Here is an 18910-nt window from a genome sequence, read left to right on the forward strand (position 1 = left end):
TCACCTTCCGCTCCATCACCTTCCGAAAGGACATCGACGATGATGCGACCCCGTACCACCCTGCCCGCGAGCTGTACCGCCCTCGTCCTCACGCTGGCGCTCGGCGCGACCGCCTGCGGGGGCGGCGACCCCGTCGCGGCGGGCGGCGGCGACAAGCCGCTGAGCGGCCGGACCGTCTCCGTGGCCGGCGTCTGGTCCGGCGCCGAGCAGAAGAACTTCCAGAAGGTCCTGGACGCCTTCACCGAGAAGACCGGTGCCAGAACGCAGTTCGTGTCCACCGGCGACAACGTCTCCACCGTCGTCGGCAGCAAGATCGAGGGCGGCAACGCCCCCGACGTGGTGATGGTCCCGCAGGTCGGCGTGCTCCAGCAGTTCGCCGAGGCGGGCTGGCTCAAGCCGCTGTCCGCCACCGTCGCCAAGTCCGTCGACGCCGACTACGCCGACGTGTGGAAGGACTACGGCAGCGTCGACGGCACCCTGTACGGCCTGTACTTCAAGGCGGCCCACAAGTCGACCGTCTGGTACAGCCCCGACGCCCTCGACCAGGCGGGCGTCCGGCCGCCGAAGTCGTACGAGGAGATGCTGAAGGCGGGGCGGACCGTCTCCGACTCGGGCCTCGCCGCGTTCTCCGTCGCCGGACAGGACGGCTGGACGCTCACCGACTGGTTCGAGAACGTCTACCTCTCCCAGGCCGGCCCCGAGAAGTACGACGCCCTCGCCGCGCACGAGCTGAAGTGGACCGACCGGAGCGTGGTCGACGCCCTCACCACCCTCGGCGACCTCTTCGAGGACAAGCAGCTCCTGGCCGGCGGACAGAAGGGCGCCCTCAACACCGACTTCCCCGGCTCCGTCGAGAAGGTCTTCGGCCCCGAGCCGGAGGCCGGCATGGTCTACGAGGGCGACTTCGTCGCCGGGATCGCCAAGGACCAGTTCGGCCGGAAGATCGGCGAGGACGCGAACTTCTTCCCCTTCCCGCCGGTCGGCGGCGGCAAGGCACCGGTGGTCAGCGGCGGTGACGCGGCCGTCGTCCTGAAGGACGGCAAGAACACCGAGGCCGGCATGGCCCTCCTGGAGTACCTGGCGACCCCCGAGGCCGCCGCCGTGTGGGCGGAGGCGGGCGGCTTCCTGTCCCCGAACAAGGGACTCGACCTCTCCTCCTACGGCGACGACATCACCCGGACGACCGCCGAGTCCCTGATCGCGGCCGGGAACTCGGTCCGCTTCGACATGTCCGACCAGGCGCCGGCCGCGTTCGGCGGCACGAAGGGCGCGGGGGAGTGGAAGATCCTCCAGGACTTCCTGCGCGACCCGTCCGACCCGCGGGCGACCGCGGCCCAGCTGGAGAACGCCGCGGCCAAGGCCTACAAGGGCTGACCGGGATGACCGCCACACTCACGAAGGTGGCGCCCGCGCCCGCCGCCGGAACCGCCGCACCCCAGCGGCGCGCCCGGCGGCGGGGCCGGACCGTCGCCCTGCTCTTCGTCCTTCCCGCGCTGGTCCTGCTCGGCGCCCTCGTCCTCTACCCGGTGCTGTTCTCGGTCGGCCGCAGCTTCTTCGACGCCTCCGGCACCCGGTTCGTGGGCGGCGACAACTACACCGAGATGTTCCGCGACCCGGCCACCCTCAAGGCCGTGCGGAACACCACCGTCTGGGTCGTGGTGGCGCCCGCCCTGCTCACCGGGCTGGGGCTGATCCTCGCCGTACTGGTGGAGAAGGTCCGCTGGGCCACGGCGTTCAAGCTGCTGCTCTTCATGCCGATGGCCGTCTCCTTCCTGGCCGCCGGCATCATCTTCCGGCTGGCCTACGACGAGGACCCCGACAAGGGCGTTCTCAACGCGGCGGTCGTCGGCGTCCACGACGTCTTCCGGGGCACCTCCTCGTACCCCACGGCCCGAGCCCGTGACGGCCAGGGACTCACTGAGGGCACCGACGGCTCGTACCGCACGACCGCGACCGTGTCGCCCGGCGACACGGTCGCCCTCGGACTGGTCGGCGTCGCGCCGAAGGACCTCGAAGGCGCCGAACCCGCCCTCGCCGCGGCGGCCCGCGCAGCGGACCCCGGCGAACTGCGCGGCGTCGTCTACCTGGACTTCACCCCCGGCGGGGGCGGGAAGCAGGGCGTGGTGGACCGCCGGGAGAGCGGACTGCCGGCGATGACGGTCGAGGCGGTGCGGGAGGGGAGGAAGGTCACGAGCACGACCACGGCGGCCGACGGCTCCTTCCGCTTCCCCGGCCTGGATGCGGGCGCCTACACCGTCACGCTCCCCGGCTCGAACTTCGCCCCGCCCTACGAGGGCATCTCCTGGCTCGGTCCGACCCTCGTCACCCCGGCCGTCATCGGCGCCTACCTGTGGATCTGGACCGGCTTCGCGATGGTGCTCATCGGCGCGGGCCTGTCGACCCTGCCCCGGGACACGCTGGAGGCGGCACGGATGGACGGCGCCAACGAGTGGCAGGTGTTCCGCCGGATCACCGTGCCGCTGCTGGCCCCTGTGCTGACCGTGGTCTTCGTGACCCTCGTCATCAACGTGATGAAGGTCTTCGACCTCGTCTACATCATCGCGCCGGGACCGGTGCAGGAGGACGCCACCGTGCTCGCCACCCAGATGTGGCTGGTGTCCTTCGGCGGCGGCAACGACCAGGGACTCGGCAGCGCGCTCGGCGTCCTGCTCCTGCTGCTCGTCGTCCCCGCCATGGTCTTCAACGTCCGTCGTTTCAAAGGGAGTCAGCGATGAACGTCACCGCGCTCAGGCGGGCGCTCGGCAACGGTCTCGTCCAGGCCTTCCTCGTGGTCGTCGGCCTGATCTGGCTCACCCCGCTCGCCGGACTGCTGCTGTCCTCCCTGAGATCCACCGAGGACACGGCCAGGGGCGGCTGGTGGACCGCGCTCTCCAGCCCCGGTCAGCTGTCCTTCGACAACTACTCCGCGCTGCTGGGCAACGCCGGCATCACCCAGGCGTTCTGGAACACGGTCCTGATCTCGGTGCCCACGACCGTCCTCGTCGTCGTCATCGCGGCCCTAGCCGGATACGCCTTCGCCTGGCTGGAGTTCCCCGGCCGTGACCCGCTCTTCCTGCTGGTGGTCGCCCTGTTGGTGGTGCCGGTGCAGATCGGCCTGCTGCCGGTGGCCAAACTCTTCGGCCAGCTCGGGCTGTTCGGGACCATCCCGGGGGTCGTCCTCTTCCACGTCTCCTACGGTCTGCCGTTCGCGATCTTCCTGCTGCGGAACTACTTCGCCGAGATGCCTAAGGAGATGCTGGAGGCGGCCCGCATGGACGGCGGCGGCGAGTGGCGCATCTTCACCCGCCTCGTCCTGCCCGTGGGAAGGCCGGCCCTGGCCAGTCTCGCCATCTTCCAGTTCCTGTGGGTGTGGAACGACATGCTGGTGGCGCTCCTGTTCGCCGACAGCTCGGCACAGCCGCTGACCGTGGAACTCCAGTCACAGATACGGCAGTTCGGCAGCAACATCGACGTACTGGCGCCGGGTGCCTTCCTGTCCCTGATCGTGCCGGTCGCCGTGTTCTTCGCCTTCCAGCGGCACTTCGTCCAGGGGGTGATGGCGGGATCCGTGAAGTGACGCCGGTGGCCCGCCGGACACCCACGACACCCCGGACACCCCGATGCGCCGAACGCGCCGAACGTGACGCGCTCCCGACTTGCCCACCGGGAAAGTCGGGAGGTAACTTTCCTTCCAGGAAAGTCGAGTTGGCGCGGGAGGGGCGAGCGACGTGGGCATGCCGGTGGACGCCGAACAGGCGTGGAGGGATCTGCAACGCATCCGGGTGCCGCAGGAGCGGGTGTACGACGAGTTCGAGCACACCGTGTCCGGCGGGCGCCGCATGACCTACGGCACTGCAGCGCTCATGTGGGTGTTTCTCGCCGGCGTGGGCATGGACCTGCCCCAGTGGGGCGTCGTCCTGCTCGTGGCCGCCTACGTCGGCCTGTTGAGCGTGATGGTCGTGCTGAGCAGCCGTAGGAGCCGGATGCAACTGCACCACACTCGCTGCCCCGGGCGCATGTGGGCCGCGTTCGGCGCGGTGGCGGTGCTCGTCGGCGGGACGATCGTGCTGTCGGACCACCTGGCGGAGCCCCTGGGGCCCTTCTACGCCGGTCCCGTCCAGGCAACGGCCGCGGTAGCCGTCTACCTGCTCCTTCTCGGTCCCGCCAACCGCTGGGCGGCCGACTCGGTGCGGCGCGGCGGCGAACCGGCTGCCGACGAGGCGGCGGGCCGATGAGCACCCCCGCCGGCTTCGACGAGCTGATCCACCCCGCCACCCGGCTGTCGGTGGTCGCGCTGCTCGCCGCCACCCAGTGGGCGGACTTCGCGTTCGTCCGCGACAGCCTCTCACTCAGCGACTCCGCGCTCTCCAAGCAGCTGCACACCCTGGAGGAGGCCGGCTATCTGGAGCTCCAGAAGGAGGGCGGCGGCCGCAAGCGGCGCACCCGGGTCCGGCTGACCGACCGGGGCCGCACCGCCTTCGAGGGGCACGTCGCGGCGCTCCGGGCCATCGTCGAGGGCGCGGGTGCCCCGGTGAATTCCGAAGCGCCGGCAGGGCGGCGACACCGCTCGGGGGCCGGCCGATGACGCAGGGGCCTACGGCCGCCCGGCCGGTCGTCCACGCGCGCGACATGACGATGACGTACGGCGCCACGGAGGTCCTCCGCGGCGTCGACCTGGACATCCATCGCGGCGAGGTCTTCGCGCTGCTCGGACCCAACGGCGCGGGGAAGACCACCACCGTCGAGATCCTGGAGGGCTTCAGGCGGCGCTCCGGCGGCGAGGTGAACGTGCTCGGCACGGATCCGGAACGGGGCGACGACGCCTGGCGCGGCCGGATCGGACTGGTCCTGCAGTCCTGGCGAGACCACGGCCGCTGGCGGGTCGCCGAGTTGCTGGGGCACTTCGCCGAGTACTACCCCGACCCGCGCGACCCGGCCGAACTGCTGGCCCTGGTCGGTCTCACCGAACAGGCCGGGCGACAGGTGGACCGGCTGTCCGGCGGCCAGCGCCGGCGGCTGGACGTCGCGCTCGGCATCGTCGGCCGCCCCGAACTCCTCTTCCTGGACGAGCCGACAGCCGGCTTCGACCCGGAGGCCCGGCACGAGTTCCACCTCCTGGTGGAACGGCTGGCCCGCGCCGAGGGCGTCACCGTCCTGCTCACCACCCACGACCTCGTGGAGGCCGAGCGGCTCGCCGACCGGATCGCCATGCTGGTCGGCGGCCGGATCCGAGCCTGCGGCACACCCGCCGAACTGGCCCGGCGCGCCGCCGCCCGGGCCGAGGTCCGCTGGACGGCCGACGACGGGACCTCCCACCGCGAACACACCGCGGACCCCTCGCAGCTGGTCTGGGAACTCCACCGGCACGCGAACGGCCCGATCGCCGACCTGGAGGTCCGCCGCCCGACCCTGGAGGACACCTACCTGCACATGGTGCGCCAGGAGACCGACGGCACGCACGGGGACACGGGCGCGGACGGGGATACGGGCGCGGACGGGGACACGGGCGCGGACGGAGAGGCGAGGGTCGCATGAGGACGACACCCATGACGAACAGCTTGCGCGCCGGGGTCCGGCGCGGCGGCATCGAACTGCGGCACTTCCTGCGCAACGGAAAGGAGTTGTTCGGCCACTTGACGAACGTCGTCGTCGCGCTGCTCGTCGCAGCCTTCCTCGGCGACGACGTGCCCGGCACCCGGATCCCGATGACCCATCTGGTGCTGGCGGGCTTCGCCGCCTACCTGCTGTTCCAGGTGGGACTGATCAACCTCCCGCAGATACTCGTGACCGAGCGGGAGGAGGGTGCCCTGCTGCGGCTGCGCGCCACGCCCGGCGGGATTCCGGCCTACCTCGTCGCCAAGTGCCTGTTGGTCGTCGTCGTGGCCGTCGGCACCCTGGCCCTGCTGCTGGCGGCCGGGGCACTGCTGGTGGACGGGCCGCTGCCGAGGGGGCCGGGCGACTGGCTGACGCTGCTGTGGGTCACCACGCTCGGGCTGCTCGCCGTCGTACCGCTGGGTGCGGCCATCGGCGCCGTACTGCCCAACCCCCGCGAGGCGCTGGCGTTGATCATGCTGCCGACGATGGGACTCCTGCTGACCTCCGGAGTGGTCTTCCCGATCACCATGCTGCCGGTTCCGGTCCAGCAGGTGGCCGCGGTCTTCCCGCTCAAGTGGATGGCCCAGGGCGTGCGTTCGGCGCTGCTCCCCGACACGGCCCGGACCGCCGAGGTGGCCGGGTCCTGGGAACTCCCCTTGGTGGCCCTGGTGTTGACCGCCTGGACGGTGTTCGGGTTCCTTCTCGCGGTGCCCCTGCTGCGCCGCGCGGCCCGCCGCGAATCCGGCTCACGTCTGTCCGCGCGCCGCCGCCGGGCGGAACGAAGCGGTGCGTCGGCCTCTAGGGGTCTGATGTGAAAGTGCTGGTCGCAGCCACTCGTTAATGGCCGCGACCAGAACGGTCGCTTCGAAGCGGACGGCGAGTTTGTCGTAACGAGTGGCGACGGCCCGGTGGCTCTTGAGACGGTTGATCCCGCACGCGACCGCGTGCCGCTGCTTGTAGTCGTCCTTGTCGAACGTCGGCGGCCGCCCACCGCGCGATCCGCGCTTGAGGCGGTTGCGGACACGGTCGGCCGGTACCGGGATGGTGGCCTTGATCCACGACGGACAAGGGCTTTTGCCCTTGCTCGACCGCGAGGTGGATCTTGCTGGTCAGCCCGCCGCGGGATCGTCCGAGCGCGCGGTCGGCCGGCTCGACGAAGACGCCGCCGGGCGGTTCCTCTGGAGGTCCCCCTTTTCGCCGCTCCGGCGGCGTGCTGATGGGCCGGCAGACGATGGAAACCCGGTCTCGGGCTCGACGGCCCGGTGAGCCTTGAAGCCGTCCTGCTGGTGGCTGCGGGTCTTGTGCACATGGCGTGCTTTGTGATCGATGGTGGAGACCATCCGGTTCGGGGGCGGTGCCCCGGGTGATGCGCCAGCGGCCGTCGCGACCGTCGGAGGCCTCGGAGGCCTCGGCGGGCTCGACGTTCTGGCCGGCGACCATGGCCAGGATGCCCACCGCGTTCGCGGCTTTGTCGCCGAGTTGCTGTTCGGGCAGGTGGCCCAGCCGTCGCAGGTCGGTGGCGCACGTGTGGCGCGTTGAGGACCGCCGTGCGAACAGCCGCCGGGCACAGCGTGCGCGCGACGCACAGCCCGCTCACTCGTTGCTCTCCGATTGCTCTCATGCTCGTGCCACAGCATGAGCGGCATGATCGCCCCCCATACTTCGAGCACCCCCACCCCCACCCCCGCTTCCGCCCGCCGCGCGGTCCGCAAGGCCGTCGTGCCGGCCGCCGGGCTCGGGACCCGGTTCCTGCCCGCCACGAAGGCGACACCGAAGGAGATGCTGCCGGTCGTGGACAAGCCGGCCATCCAGTACGTCGTCGAGGAGGCCGCCTCGGCCGGGCTGGACGACGTACTGATGATCACCGGCCGGCACAAGCGGGCCATCGAGGACCACTTCGACCACGCCTTCGAGCTGGAGCAGGCACTCGCGGCCAAGGGTGACACCGTGCGGCTGGACGCCGTACGCGACCCGGCCCGCCTCGCCCACATCCACCACGTCCGCCAGAGCGAGCCGCTCGGCCTCGGCCACGCCGTGCTGTGCGCCCGCCGCCACATCGGCGACCAGCCGTTCGCCGTCCTCCTCGGCGACGACCTGATCGACCCGCGCGAGACCCTGCTCAGCCGGATGCTGGACGTCCGCGAGCGGCACGGCGGCAGCGTGGTCGCCCTGATGGAAGTACCGCCGGAGCAGGTGCATCTCTACGGCTGCGCGGCCGTGGAACCGACCGGGGACGAGGACGTCGTCCGGGTCACCGGCCTGGTGGAGAAGCCGTCGCGGCGGGACGCGCCGAGCACGTACGCGGTGATCGGCCGCTATGTCCTCGACCCTGCCGTGTTCGACACCCTGGAGCGCACCCCGCCCGGCCGGGGCGGCGAGATCCAGCTCACCGACGCCCTCCAGGACCTGGCCGCGGGCGGCACGGTGCGCGGTGTCGTCTTCGACGGGCTGCGCTACGACACCGGTGACAAGGCCGACTATCTGCGCACGGTGGTCGGGCTGGCCTGCGACCGGGACGACCTCGGACCCGAATTCATCAGCTGGCTCAAGGAGTTCGTGGCGGGCCTCGAAGACCGTGGCGAGCATGGCACCCGGCGGCGGTCCGTCGCCTGAGCCGACGACAACGGCACCTCATCGGTCCCCTGTCGGGGCGCCCGACGGTTTCGTCGGGCGCCCCGGATTCATTTACGCGTCAACTCCGGTGCCACGTCGGTCTCCACCGCGGTGTCGTCGGCGCTCGAAGCCGCCACCGCGTCGTGGTCGTCGCCTCCCGCCAGCTTCTTCTCCGGGAGGAGGAAGGCGAGTACGAGGCCGAGGGCGAACAGTGGGACCAAGTAGCGGAACACCGGGGTCAGGGCCTGCTGGTAGGCGAGGACGACGGTGTCCTGGACCCGGTCCGGTAGGGCCTGGACGAGGGCCGGGGTCAGCGAGTCGGTGGAGCCCAGCACCTTGGCGTCGGCGGCCGAGAGCCGGGAGTCGAGCTGGTCGGTGAGGCGGTGGGTGAACACCGCGCCGACCGCGGCCGTGCCCAGGGTGGCGCCGGTCTCACGGAAGAAGTTGTTGGCCGAGGTGGCCGTGCCGACGTCGCTCGCCGGGAAGGCGTTCTGCACGGCCAGGACGAGGTTCTGCATGATCAGGCCGACGCCCGCGCCCAGCAGGAACAGGTACCCGCAGATCACCACGATCGAGGTGCCGGTGTCCAGCGTGGACATCAGCAGCACGGCGACACCGACGACGGCGGTGCCGAGGATCGGGTAGACCTTGTAGCGGCCGGTCCTGCTGATCAGCTGGCCGGACGGGATGACGGTGCCCATGATGCCGACGACCATGGGGATGAGCAGCAGCCCGGACTCGGTCGCGCTCGTGCCGTACACCATCTGCAGACAGGTCGGCATGTAGCCGATGACGGCGAACATCCCGATGCCGATCACGACCATGCCGAGCAGGGTGGCGACGTTGAAGATCCGGCTGCGGAACAGCCGTAGCGGGATGATCGGCTCGGCGGCGCGGCTCCGGGAGAGGAAGAACAGGGCCCAGGCGACGACGGCGCCGGCGGCGAGGCCGAGGACGAGCGGGTCGGTCCAGGCGTAGTCGGTGCCGCCCCAGTCGGCGACGAGCACGGTGCAGGTGACGGCGGCGGCCATGAGGGCGATGCCGAGGAGTCGACGGCGACCTTGCGGATGCCGGAGCCTGGCGAAGAAGAACCGGGTCGCCGGCTTTACGGTGGGATACATGTCCGAGTTCTCCGCGCGGAAGTTCTACGACGAACTGGCCCAGGACTACCACCTGATGTTCCGGGACTGGGACGCGAGCATGGCCTATCAGGCAGAGGTTCTCGGCGAGCTCGTCCGCCAGTCTCTCGGCGCGGGACCGCACACCGTCCTGGACTGCTCGTGCGGCATCGGCACCCAGGCCATCGGGCTGGCCCTGACCGGGCACCGGATCGTCGGCAGCGACCTGAGCCCGGTCGCTGCCGCCCGGGCCGCCGCCGAAGCGGCGGCCCGGGGCAGCCGGCTTCCGGTCGCTGCGGCTGACATGCGCCAACTACCTTTCAGGGAGCGGTCGTTCGACGCCGTCCTCTGCGCGGACAACTCGCTCCCGCACCTGCTGTCCGGGCAAGATCTCCGGGCGGCACTCCTCAGCATGCGACGGGTGCTCCGAGACGACGGACTGCTGGTGATCACTGTCCGGGACTATGACGAAGCGCGGCAGACCAGACCCACGGCGACACCTCCCCAGGTCTCGGAAACGCGCGACGGCCAAGTGATCACCTTCCAGCTGTGGCACTGGCACGCAGACGGCGAGCGCTACGACCTCGAGCACTTCCAGCTCATCCCCGCGGAGAACGCCTGGCATGTCCGAGTCCGCCGGAGCACCTACTGGGCCCTGACGTCCCTACAGCTGACAGGGTTCGTGGCCGAAGCGGGCTTCACCGGCATCACCTGGCACAGTCCGGTCTCCAGCGGCTACTACCAGCCTGTGCTCACCGCACAACCGGTTCCCCTGGCGCAGTAGTCCGGCCACCGGCTTCGCCCCGTATGGCTCTCCGCTCATCCGTGTGAGGCGGGCCCACACGTGTTGACATGTGCACGGTTGCTTTCTATGGTCCGGACCAAACTTCTGTATTCAGAACGGCGTTCTCATCCCTGAATGAAATCTCCTGAGCGGAAGAGGTCACCGGATGCCACGCACGAGAACCGCCCTGCTCGGTGTGCTCGCCCTGCTGGCCGGGCTGTTGAGTGTTCAGTTCACCGGCCCCGCCCCGCGCGCGTCGGCCGCGCCGGCCGCCTTCGCCCATCCCGGTGTGCTGGTGAGCCGGGGTCAGCTCGACCACGCCCGGTCGAAGGTGCAGGCGGGTCAACAGCCGTGGAAGGCCGCGTACGACGCCATGATGGCCAGCTCCTACGCCTCGTTGTCGCGTGCCGCGAAACCGCGGCCCGTCGTCGAGTGCGGTTCGTCGTCCAACCCCAACAACGGCTGCACCGACGAGCGCCAGGACGCCATCGCGGCCTACACGCAGGCGCTCGCCTGGTACTTCACCCGGGACGGCCGGTACGCCAGGAAGTCGATCGAGATCATGGACGCCTGGTCCGCGACGATCAAGGACCACACCAACAGCAACGCCCCGCTGCAGACGGGCTGGGCGGGTTCCACCTGGCCGCGCGCCGCCGAGATCATCAAGTACACCTACGACGGCGGCTGGCCGGGCGCGGGCCGGTTCGCGACCATGCTGCGCGACGTGTACCTCCCAGAGGTGATCAACGGCGCCTCCACCAAGAACGGCAACTGGGAACTGGTCATGACCGAGGCGGCGCTGGGCATCTCCGTGTTCATCGAGGACCGCGCCGCCTACGACAAGGCCGTCCGCACTTACCTCGCCCGCGTGCCGGCGTACGTCTACCTGAACGGTGACGGTGACCTGCCGGAGCCGCCCGCGGGCAGCAGCATCGACACCAGCGCCGAGATCGTCAAGTACTGGCAGGGGCAGAGCACCTTCACCGACGGTCTCGCCCAGGAGACGTGCCGCGACTTCGGGCACACCGGCTGGGGAATCGCCTCCATCGCGAACATCGCCGAGACCAGCCGGATCCAGGGCCAGGACCTCTACCCCAGGATCCAGGACCGGCTGCGCCACGCCCTCGGCTTCCACACCTCCTACGAGAACGGCACCACCGTGCCCTCCTGGCTGTGTGGCGGCTCCGTCGCCAAGGGGCTCGGACGTGTCACCGAGGTCGCCTTCAACGCCCTTCACCACCGCCTCGGCATCGCGATGTCCCACACCCAGAGGTACACCGAGGCGCGCAGGCCGTCGGGCACGGACAACTACTTCAACGCCTGGGCGACGCTCACCCACGCGGGCAACCCCAACTGAGCGCCGTACGAGGGAGGTTGTGAGGTGATCTACGCCTCACGAGCAACCCTACCGGTGCCCACGGCATCTTGATCGGTGACGGGCGCCGCCCCGACTCCTTGGGGCGGCGTCGATTTTCGCACTCTATACACATCATGTATACGCAGAGTGTATAGAGCGCATGCACCGAAAGGGTTCCATGTACGGCAAGGCGTTCGCACCCGAATACCAGGGCGCTCTGACCACACTGTCCGTGAATTCCTCCCTCACCGAGGTACTGGCGGCCGGCACGCGGCAGTTGAGAGAGGCCGAGCGCGCCGGGGAACACGGCGAGGCGGCCCGCTCCGGGCTCGCCGTGGCCGAGGCGCACCGTCGGCTGGGGCAGATCGGGGAGGCCGACCGGGCGTGGAAGGCGAGCTACCGTGCGGCCAGAGCGGTGGGTGACCAGGGAGCGATGGCCTGGGCCCTGTGGAGCGGCGGCACGCTGGCCCGGCAACGCGGCTCGTTCGCCCTGGCCCGGCGGCTGCTCGGTCTGGCGGCCGAGATGGGCAAGCGGGGCGGGGACGTCGTCGTGCGCGGCTACTCCCTCGCCGGACTGGCTGAGACGGGCAGGATCCAGGGCGACTACGAGGCCGTCGCCCAGCTGCACGAACAGCTGCTGGCCGAGGCCCGTCGGCGAGGGGAGGCGCGGCACACGGTGTGGGCGCTGGAGGGCATCGCGCAGATCCACCGCCAACGAGGGTCCTACGACAGTGCCTACGCGATGTTCGAAGAGGCGGCCGCGATAGCCGAGGGCGCCGAGGACCGGCGCGGGCACGCCTGGGCACTGCGCGGGCTCGCCGACATCGTCTCGGCACGGGACGGGGACGTCGAGCGGGCGCTCGCCCTGCTGTCGGAGGCGGAGGCCGTCTGCCGGGAGATGCGGCTCTCCAGCGCGCTGGCCTACAACCACAAGATGCGTGGCAACGTCCTCTACCGCGCGGGGCGTTACACCGAGGCGCGGGACACGTACGAGCTTGCGCTCGCGGAGTTCCGCGAGATGAGCGAGCCGCGCGGGGAAGCGCTGGCCAGGCTGGGGTTGGCCAAGTCCCTCGCCCGGCTCGGCCGGAGCCACGCCGAGACCGCTGCCGAACTGGACGACCTGGCAGGGGAGTTGGACCGGATCGGGCTACGGCACGCGCGACAGATGGTGGCACGGGCGCTGGAGGAACTCGGTCTGCGGGACCAGGCCGAGGTCGGTCCGGGCCGGGATGCCGAGCGCACCGTACGCGGCCAGGGAGGTCGCGAGGGCCTGGGCGGGCAGGGTCTCGGCGACGGGGCGGCCCGTCGGGAGCGGGCAGCCGATCGCGGTGTGCGGGCGGAGGTCGTACGGTGACCCCGGTCTCCTCGGCGGTGCGGGTGCCGACGGATGTCCCGCTCGTGCTGGAACGCTGCCGCGCGCTGGCGCGCCCGGCGCTGGTGGAGGCCGTCGGCCGGCTGCACCCCTGGGTGGGCGAGATGGCCGCGTACTCCTTCGGCTGGTGCGAGGTGGGCGGCGCCCCCGCCACCGCGTCCGAGGGCAAGGGAGTGAGGCAGGCACTGGCCGTGCTCGGGGCCGAGGCGGTGGGTGCCCCGGGGCGGGCCGGGGTGCCCGCGGCGGTCGCGGTGGAGTTGGTGCACACCTTCTCGCTGCTGCACGACGACATCATGGACGGGGACGCGGCCCGCCGCCGTCGCCCCGCCGTGTGGAAGGCCTACGGCACGGGGCCCGCGGTGCTCGCGGGCGACGCCCTGTTCGCACTGGCCGTCGAGACGCTCGCGGCCACCGAGGAGGGTGCCGCCGCGGTACGCGTACTGTCGGTGGCGCTGGGCGACCTGGTGCACGGGCAGGCGGAGGACCTGCTGTTCGCAGCGCGCCCCTGGACGGGGCCCGAGCGGGTGCGGCCCGCGGAGTACCGGGTGATGGCCGAGCACAAGACCGGGGCGCTGCTCGGGAGCGCGGCCGCGCTCGGCGCGCTGCTCGGCGGTGGCCCGCCGCCCGTCGTCTCGGCGCTCGACCGGGTCGGCCGCCGTCTCGGCCTGGCCTTCCAGATCGTCGACGACGTGCTGGGTATCTGGGGCGACCCCGACGTCACCGGCAAACCCGTGCACGGCGACCTCCGGGAACGCAAGAAGACCTTCCCCGTCCTGGCCGCGCTCGACTCCCCGTCCTCCGCGGCGCGGCGGCTGGCCGTGTTGCTGAAGTCGGGGGGCGACCCGCGGGAGGCGGCCGAGCTCGTCGAGGCGGCGGGCGGCCGGGCGGCGGCGCTGGACGAGGCGCGGGCCCACATTGCCGCCGCGGAGGCCGCACTGGCCGACGTTTCGTCGGAGGGCGGGGCCTCGGACGAACTGCGGGCGCTGTCGGCGTACCTGGTACGACGCGACCTCTGAGGAGCGGGTCCCGCTTCCGTCGGCCCCGGCCGGGCAGGTGCGAACGCGTTCGCACCTGCCCGGCCGGGGCACCCCAACTCGGCCGCGCCGACCGCCGCGTCTTCTTCACACGTGACGGTTAACCGTGGGGACAGGGGTACACGGGGCGGCATGACGCCGAGAGAAGACCACCTGATGCCGCTGCCCGCAGTGCGGCAACTGCGCCGGATACGCACCTTCTACGCGACGGCCGCCTTCCTGTGGGCGGTGTCGGCGGCCGCGGAGGGGTGGACGCGTCCCGGGAGCCGGCCCATGTGGGCGTCCGTGCTGCTTCTGGTGGTCTTCACCGGGCTGTTGTCCGTGACCTCCCTCTGGTTAAGGCGTCATCGGACCGCCGAGGCGGGCCAGCCGGCGCAGAGGGCCGCGGCCGCCGTCGGGGACGGTCCACAGGGTCTGGCCCCTGACGCCCCATCGCTCCAGCAGCGCGTTGGCGGCGAGGAATCCGCTGGTGGCCGCCCGCTCCATGAGGGCGACCGGGAGGCCGGTGCGGACCAGATCACCGGCCACCACCAGAGCGGGGTCGCTGGTGCGCACCGTGGGCCGGTCGCCGTACCCGCCGACTGAGAACAGGGGGCAGTCGGCCCGCCACTCGTGCCGTTCGTCCAGCACCGTCGCCGCACGCGTCTCGGGGTACACCCGGTGCAACTGCTCCAGCAGACGCTTCTGTTCGACGTCGTGGGGCGTGCGCTCCGACAGTGCGTAGGCGTGCAGCTCCACGACGGACCCCCCGGTGCGGGCGGCCCAGCGCGCGGCCTCACCCTCCCAGCGTTCGAGCACGCTGACATTGTCGAGCGTGCCGTAGCCGGCGGTGCCCAGGAAGCCGGGACGCTCGGCGGCGACGGGGCGGTCCAGCCACAGACGGGAGACCAGGAAGGGCGGCGCGCTGCGCAGCGCCGCCACCCGCTCGCGCCAGGCGGCGTCCGCCAGGCGCGGGGAAGCTTGGACGAGGGAACGCAGGCCCCCCGTGTCCAGGGCCAGGACGACCGCGTCGTAACGCCGTTCCTCCTCGCCGGTGGCGACGAGGAAACCGCCGTCGGGCGTGGGCTCGACCGCCTCGACCGGGGTCCCGGTGCGCAGGTCGGCGCCGTGGCCGCGCAGATAGGCGGCGAGGGGGTCCCACAAGGCGGTGGGGAAAGGCTCGTCGGGGACGTCGAACAGGAGTCCTTCCGCCGAGCCGAGGAAGTAGATGTGGAACATGAGGACCATCTCGGCCGCGGACAGTTCGCGGGGGTCGGCGAAGAAACTGCGGGAGAACACCTCGAACGCGAGGTGTTGCGCGGCCTCGGGGAAGCGGATCGCGTCGAGGAAGTCGCGTGCGCTGACGTCGTCGAGACGGGTGTGGACCTCGGGGACCCGCACGTCCAGGAGGGGCAGTGCGGCGACCGGGTTCATACGGACCAGGTCCCGCAGCCCGAAGGAGGGGCTCAGGGCGACGAACCCCAGCGCGCTCCACGGCGGGGTGCGCGGGACGCGGCGGAAACTGTCGTACATTCCGTCGGCGTGCCGCAGAGGGTAGTCCGGCAGGCCCCGTAGACGGGTCAGGCCGGGGTCGGTCCGCCGCAGCAGTCCGCGCAGGTTGTAGTACTGGCGGAAGAACGCATGGAAGCCACGGCTCATGGTGACGGTGGTCCCGTCGGACAGCACGGTGGGCCGACCGGCCAGACGTCCGCCGAGGGTCTCCTCCCGTTCGTGGAGGGTGACCCGCACACCGCGTTCCGCGAGCGCCGTCGCGGCCGCCAGCCCGGCGATGCCGCCCCCGACGACAGCGGTCGTCGGAGACCGGTCGCCCATGCAGCGCGGGGCGCCGGGCACCGGGTTCATCCTGCGGATCCGGCGGTCCCTGCCGGGCCTCAGCGGGTCGTTCCCCCGGCGGGCCCTCATCGGCCGTCCTCCGCCGCGGCCGGGCGGCGGGCGACGATCGTGTGCGTGATGCCGGTCTGCCAGCCGGGCAGGGGCAGGGCCCGCACGGCTTCGAAGCCGTGGGAGCGGACCCGGGCGGCGAAGCCGTCGGCGGTGTCGAACTCCACGACGCTGCGCCACAGATGGCGGTAGAGGCCGCCGTCGCCGAGGACGGTCGCCACAGGCAGGACCAGGCCGCGGCACACACCCGTCCACACGGCGCGGTCGACGGCCCGGCCGCTGAGCGTGTACTCGTGCACCGCCAGGCGGCCCCGGGGAGCCAGGACGCCCCGCACGGCCGACAGGACGGCGTCGGGATCGGAGACGTTCCGGAAGAGATAGGCGGCGAACACCGCGTCGAACGGCCCCTCCACGCCGGCCTCCGTCAGCCGTTCGGCGGGCGCGTGCACGAAGCTCACTCCCTCGTGCCACGGCTTGCGGGCGGCGCGTTCCAGCATGCCCGCCGAGGCGTCCACGGCGGTGATCTCGGCCTCGGGGAGGACGGCGGCGAGCGCGGCGGTGGACGCGCCGGTCCCGCAGCCGAGGTCGAGGACGCGCAGACCGGCTCCCCGCGCGGAGAGCCCGAGACGGCGCGCCGAGCGGCGCAACTGGCCGTGATAGCCGGGATTCGCGGACACCAGGGTGTCGTAGCTGCGCGAGGCGTGGTCGAACGCGGCGGCCAGGTCCTCGTCGCGGAGCAGCGTCATGGGATCTCCTCGGTGGGGGGCACGGAAAAGGGCTGCTCGGCGGGGACGCGGGGCAGCCAGGACAGCTCCGCCGCGGAGCGGAGCATCGGCAGCACGGGCGTGCGCAGGCCGAGGGCGAGGTCCTCGTGGAGGCGTGTCTCCCCGTCCAGGAACCGCAGCAGCCGTTCCGCCGGAACCCGCGAGAACAGTCCGGTGAAGAACGCGGCGCCGTCGACACGGCCGCTGTCCAGTGCCCTCAGCAGCACCGCGTCCATCGCGCGCGAACGGGCCGTGTGGGCCGGGGGAGGCACCGGGTTCCGGCCCGCGCGGAGCGCGGCGGCGATCGCTCGGGTCTGCCGCTGGATCGCGGAGAAGGTGTAGCCCGTGGAGGGCCGCGTGGCGCCTCCCGCCGTACCGATGCGGAACACCGAAGGGCCCGCCCGGCGGTTGTACCGCGCGTCGGTCATCGGGATGACTCCGCTCTCCGTCGCGACGACCTCGAAACCGCGCAACCCCAGCACGTCCTCGCTGTAGCGACGCAGCGCGCTGTCGTAGGCGTCGCGGGGCAGGACGGCGCGGGAGAACTCCGTGTACTCCACCAGCGCGCGGCGGCTGTCGGTGGGCAGGACATAGCCGAAGGCGAGCCCGCCGGGTGGCTGGGGTACCCGGAAGTCCATGAACTCCACCGTCTCGGCGTCGAACACCGGTCGAGGGGTGCGGACGAACCAGCCACGGAAGTGCTGCAACAGGGTGGTGCGGGCCGGGGGCAGGCTCCCGAGGGGCCGGGAGTCGAAGACCCAGCGGACGCGGACCGACAAAGGGGTGCCCCGGCCGGAACGGGCGCGGATCTCAGCGCCCCCGGGGATGCCGTCCACCGTCTCGAGGGCCGCTTCCAGCCGGCGGACCTCGTCGCCGCGGGCCAGTTCGCGGGTGACGAGGTCCTCGAAGTCGTCGGAGCGGAGCATCTTGTAGGCCAGGGGCGCGATGTCGTGCTGGAGGATGCGGCCCTCGGGGGTACGCGTCCGCAGCCGCCGCCACACGGCACCGAGGGCCTCGTCGTACGGGCCGGGCCCCTTCTCCCAGAAGCACCAGGTACGGCTCGGGGGACGCAGCGGGCCGGGGGGCGCGTCCAGCAGGATCACCGACAGGCGGGGTTCGCCGGGGGCGCGTCGTGACAGACGGTGGGCGAGGGACAGGCCGGCCGCCCCCGCGCCCACGATGGCCACATCAGCTTCCAGCACGTGCCGCTTCCTCCTCGTGATGGCCCTCCGCAAGCTTTCCGCCTCGGGGGCCGCCACGGCGACAGGCTCGACGGACGGGGAGCGGTTCGCCCAGTCCCCGAACTCCAGATCGAACGCGTCCGAACTCGCATCGATTCCGCATCGATGCCGCATCGATTCCCGTGCAGCACCGCACCGCATCGGCTCCCGTGTCACGCCGAGGGTTCCAGGACGTCCAGGACGCCTTCCTCGCGCAGACGATGACTCAGGCGCCGCAGCCCGCGCCGCGCGTGGCTCTTGACCGTTCCCAGCGGCCAGCCGGTGACCTCGGCGATCTGCGTCTGCGTCAGGTCGTCGTAGAAGGCGAGGGTGAGCACCAGGCGCTGAGGGGCCGGGATCCGGGTGAACTCCCGGTCGATCAGGACCCGGTCGAGCACGGCGTCGGGCAGTGTCTCGGGGTTCACGGGCGCCTCGGTCAGGCGCGCTCCGGCCGCCGCCACGAGTTCGGCCCGCCGCGTCCGCGCCGCCAAGGCGTCGGCGATCTTGCGTCGGGTGATGCCGACGAGCCAGGCACCCAGGGGGCCGCGCTCCGGGGCGTAACCGGCGCGTCCGCGCCAGGCGGCGAGGAACACCGACTGCCGGACGTCCTCCGCCTCCCGGGCGTCGCCGAGGGAACGCCGGGCCAGGGTGAACACGAGGGGACCCCACCGGTGGTACGCGGCGGTCAGGCTGCCCTCGTCCCCGGCGACGAAACCGGCGGCCAGGTCCTCGCCCGCGGGGGAGTCGTCCGCCGGGGGCCGGGGCGGTACGCCGTCGTGGGTGTGCCTGGTGGCCTGTTGCGCGGTCATGGGAGTCATGACAGTCATGGCGTCTGCTCCTTGTGCGGGCTGTGGTCCGTCGGGTCCCACGGGGTGACGGACGGACTGCGGGGCACCCGTCCCGTTCGAACCGGCTCGTGCGCCGGCTGCTGCGACTCCTCCACCCTGCGAGGGCGGACCGTAGGGAGACAACTTGCATCGCCTGTGCAGCGCTTTGGGCGTACCGCATCGCTTCGCAGCGCCTGGCGTCCCTTCGCATCGCTTCGCCGACGCGCCGCACTGGAGCGCGCGCCCGGCGCGTTCGGGCGCTCAGCGCGAACCGGCCGCACCTTTTCACTCCTCCGGCGCATCCGTGCGCGCCTCTGCCACGGAAGGCGTTGAAGCAGACACCGC

At 71.8% G+C, this 18910-nt stretch carries 17 protein-coding genes and 1 pseudogene; 12 read left to right on the forward strand and 6 right to left on the reverse strand.

Annotation, left to right across the window (positions count from 1 at the left end; translation table 11 throughout):
- Positions 1–39: 39 nt before the first annotated feature.
- The 7 genes from GWK25_RS23360 to GWK25_RS23390 all read left to right on the forward strand — a co-directional run bounded on the left by GWK25_RS23360 (position 40) and on the right by GWK25_RS23390 (position 6410).
- The gene (locus tag GWK25_RS23360) at positions 40–1374 is read left to right on the forward strand and encodes an ABC transporter substrate-binding protein (RefSeq protein WP_215452647.1); all 1335 of its coding nucleotides are present in this window, start codon (positions 40–42) and stop codon (positions 1372–1374) included.
- 5 nt (positions 1375–1379) lie between these two features.
- Positions 1380–2735, forward strand: coding sequence for an ABC transporter permease subunit (locus GWK25_RS23365; RefSeq protein ID WP_215452648.1), 1356 nt, complete (start codon positions 1380–1382; stop codon positions 2733–2735).
- On the forward strand, positions 2732–3577 hold the full coding sequence (locus GWK25_RS23370; protein ID WP_215452649.1) for a carbohydrate ABC transporter permease: 846 nt from the start codon (positions 2732–2734) through the stop codon (positions 3575–3577). The genes GWK25_RS23365 and GWK25_RS23370 overlap by 4 nt, the downstream gene beginning before the upstream one ends.
- Before the next feature lie 157 nt (positions 3578–3734).
- On the forward strand, positions 3735–4235 hold the full coding sequence (locus tag GWK25_RS23375; RefSeq protein WP_215457533.1) for a hypothetical protein: 501 nt from the start codon (positions 3735–3737) through the stop codon (positions 4233–4235).
- Positions 4232–4585, forward strand: a complete 354-nt coding sequence (locus GWK25_RS23380; protein WP_215452651.1) for a transcriptional regulator — start codon at positions 4232–4234, stop codon at positions 4583–4585. The genes GWK25_RS23375 and GWK25_RS23380 overlap by 4 nt, the downstream gene beginning before the upstream one ends.
- Positions 4582–5535, forward strand: a complete 954-nt coding sequence (locus tag GWK25_RS23385; RefSeq protein WP_215452653.1) for an ABC transporter ATP-binding protein — start codon at positions 4582–4584, stop codon at positions 5533–5535. The genes GWK25_RS23380 and GWK25_RS23385 overlap by 4 nt, the downstream gene beginning before the upstream one ends.
- A gap of 11 nt (positions 5536–5546) precedes the next feature.
- Positions 5547–6410, forward strand: a complete 864-nt coding sequence (locus tag GWK25_RS23390) for an ABC transporter permease (RefSeq protein WP_215452656.1) — start codon at positions 5547–5549, stop codon at positions 6408–6410.
- Between the two features lie 423 nt (positions 6411–6833).
- Here the strand turns inward: GWK25_RS23390 and GWK25_RS43645 are convergent.
- A pseudogene (locus GWK25_RS43645) lies at positions 6834–7104 on the reverse strand (IS5/IS1182 family transposase); the annotation flags it as partial.
- 135 nt (positions 7105–7239) lie between these two features.
- Here GWK25_RS43645 and galU point away from each other — a divergent pair.
- Positions 7240–8208, forward strand: a complete 969-nt coding sequence (galU, locus tag GWK25_RS23405) for a UTP--glucose-1-phosphate uridylyltransferase GalU (protein WP_215452662.1) — start codon at positions 7240–7242, stop codon at positions 8206–8208.
- A gap of 68 nt (positions 8209–8276) precedes the next feature.
- On the opposite strand, the gene GWK25_RS23410 is transcribed toward galU, so the two are convergent.
- Complete coding sequence (locus GWK25_RS23410) at positions 8277–9329, reverse strand: MFS transporter (RefSeq protein WP_251829002.1); 1053 nt, start codon at positions 9327–9329, stop codon at positions 8277–8279.
- Here GWK25_RS23410 and GWK25_RS23415 point away from each other — a divergent pair.
- The 4 genes from GWK25_RS23415 (at position 9328) to GWK25_RS23430 (ending at position 13855) form a co-directional block, all read left to right on the forward strand.
- The gene (locus GWK25_RS23415; protein ID WP_215452665.1) at positions 9328–10110 is read left to right on the forward strand and encodes a class I SAM-dependent methyltransferase; all 783 of its coding nucleotides are present in this window, start codon (positions 9328–9330) and stop codon (positions 10108–10110) included. The genes GWK25_RS23410 and GWK25_RS23415 overlap by 2 nt on opposite strands.
- Before the next feature lie 166 nt (positions 10111–10276).
- The gene (locus tag GWK25_RS23420) at positions 10277–11467 is read left to right on the forward strand and encodes an alginate lyase family protein (protein ID WP_215452667.1); all 1191 of its coding nucleotides are present in this window, start codon (positions 10277–10279) and stop codon (positions 11465–11467) included.
- Positions 11468–11645: 178 nt separating this feature from the next.
- Complete coding sequence (locus GWK25_RS23425) at positions 11646–12821, forward strand: tetratricopeptide repeat protein (RefSeq protein WP_251830111.1); 1176 nt, start codon at positions 11646–11648, stop codon at positions 12819–12821.
- Positions 12818–13855 carry a polyprenyl synthetase family protein gene (locus GWK25_RS23430; protein WP_215452669.1) on the forward strand — a complete coding sequence of 346 codons (1038 nt, stop codon included), beginning with the start codon at positions 12818–12820 and terminating at the stop codon, positions 13853–13855. Before GWK25_RS23425 ends, GWK25_RS23430 begins: the two co-directional genes overlap by 4 nt.
- Positions 13856–14209: 354 nt before the next feature.
- On the opposite strand, the gene GWK25_RS23435 is transcribed toward GWK25_RS23430, so the two are convergent.
- From GWK25_RS23435 to GWK25_RS23450, 4 genes are all read right to left on the reverse strand, one after another.
- The gene (locus GWK25_RS23435) at positions 14210–15775 is read right to left on the reverse strand and encodes an FAD-dependent oxidoreductase (RefSeq protein WP_215452671.1); all 1566 of its coding nucleotides are present in this window, start codon (positions 15773–15775) and stop codon (positions 14210–14212) included.
- On the reverse strand, positions 15772–16500 hold the full coding sequence (locus GWK25_RS23440; protein ID WP_215452673.1) for a methyltransferase domain-containing protein: 729 nt from the start codon (positions 16498–16500) through the stop codon (positions 15772–15774). The genes GWK25_RS23435 and GWK25_RS23440 overlap by 4 nt, the downstream gene beginning before the upstream one ends.
- Positions 16497–17720 (reverse strand): lycopene cyclase family protein, encoded by a 1224-nt coding sequence (locus tag GWK25_RS23445; RefSeq protein ID WP_215452676.1) that lies wholly within the window; start codon positions 17718–17720, stop codon positions 16497–16499. Before GWK25_RS23445 ends, GWK25_RS23440 begins: the two co-directional genes overlap by 4 nt.
- Before the next feature lie 191 nt (positions 17721–17911).
- Positions 17912–18547 carry an RNA polymerase sigma factor gene (locus tag GWK25_RS23450; RefSeq protein ID WP_215457534.1) on the reverse strand — a complete coding sequence of 212 codons (636 nt, stop codon included), beginning with the start codon at positions 18545–18547 and terminating at the stop codon, positions 17912–17914.
- Positions 18548–18910: the final 363 nt, after the last annotated feature.

It is taken from the genome of Streptomyces sp. ATCC 21386 (assembly GCF_018728545.1).
Classification (GTDB): domain Bacteria; phylum Actinomycetota; class Actinomycetes; order Streptomycetales; family Streptomycetaceae; genus Streptomyces.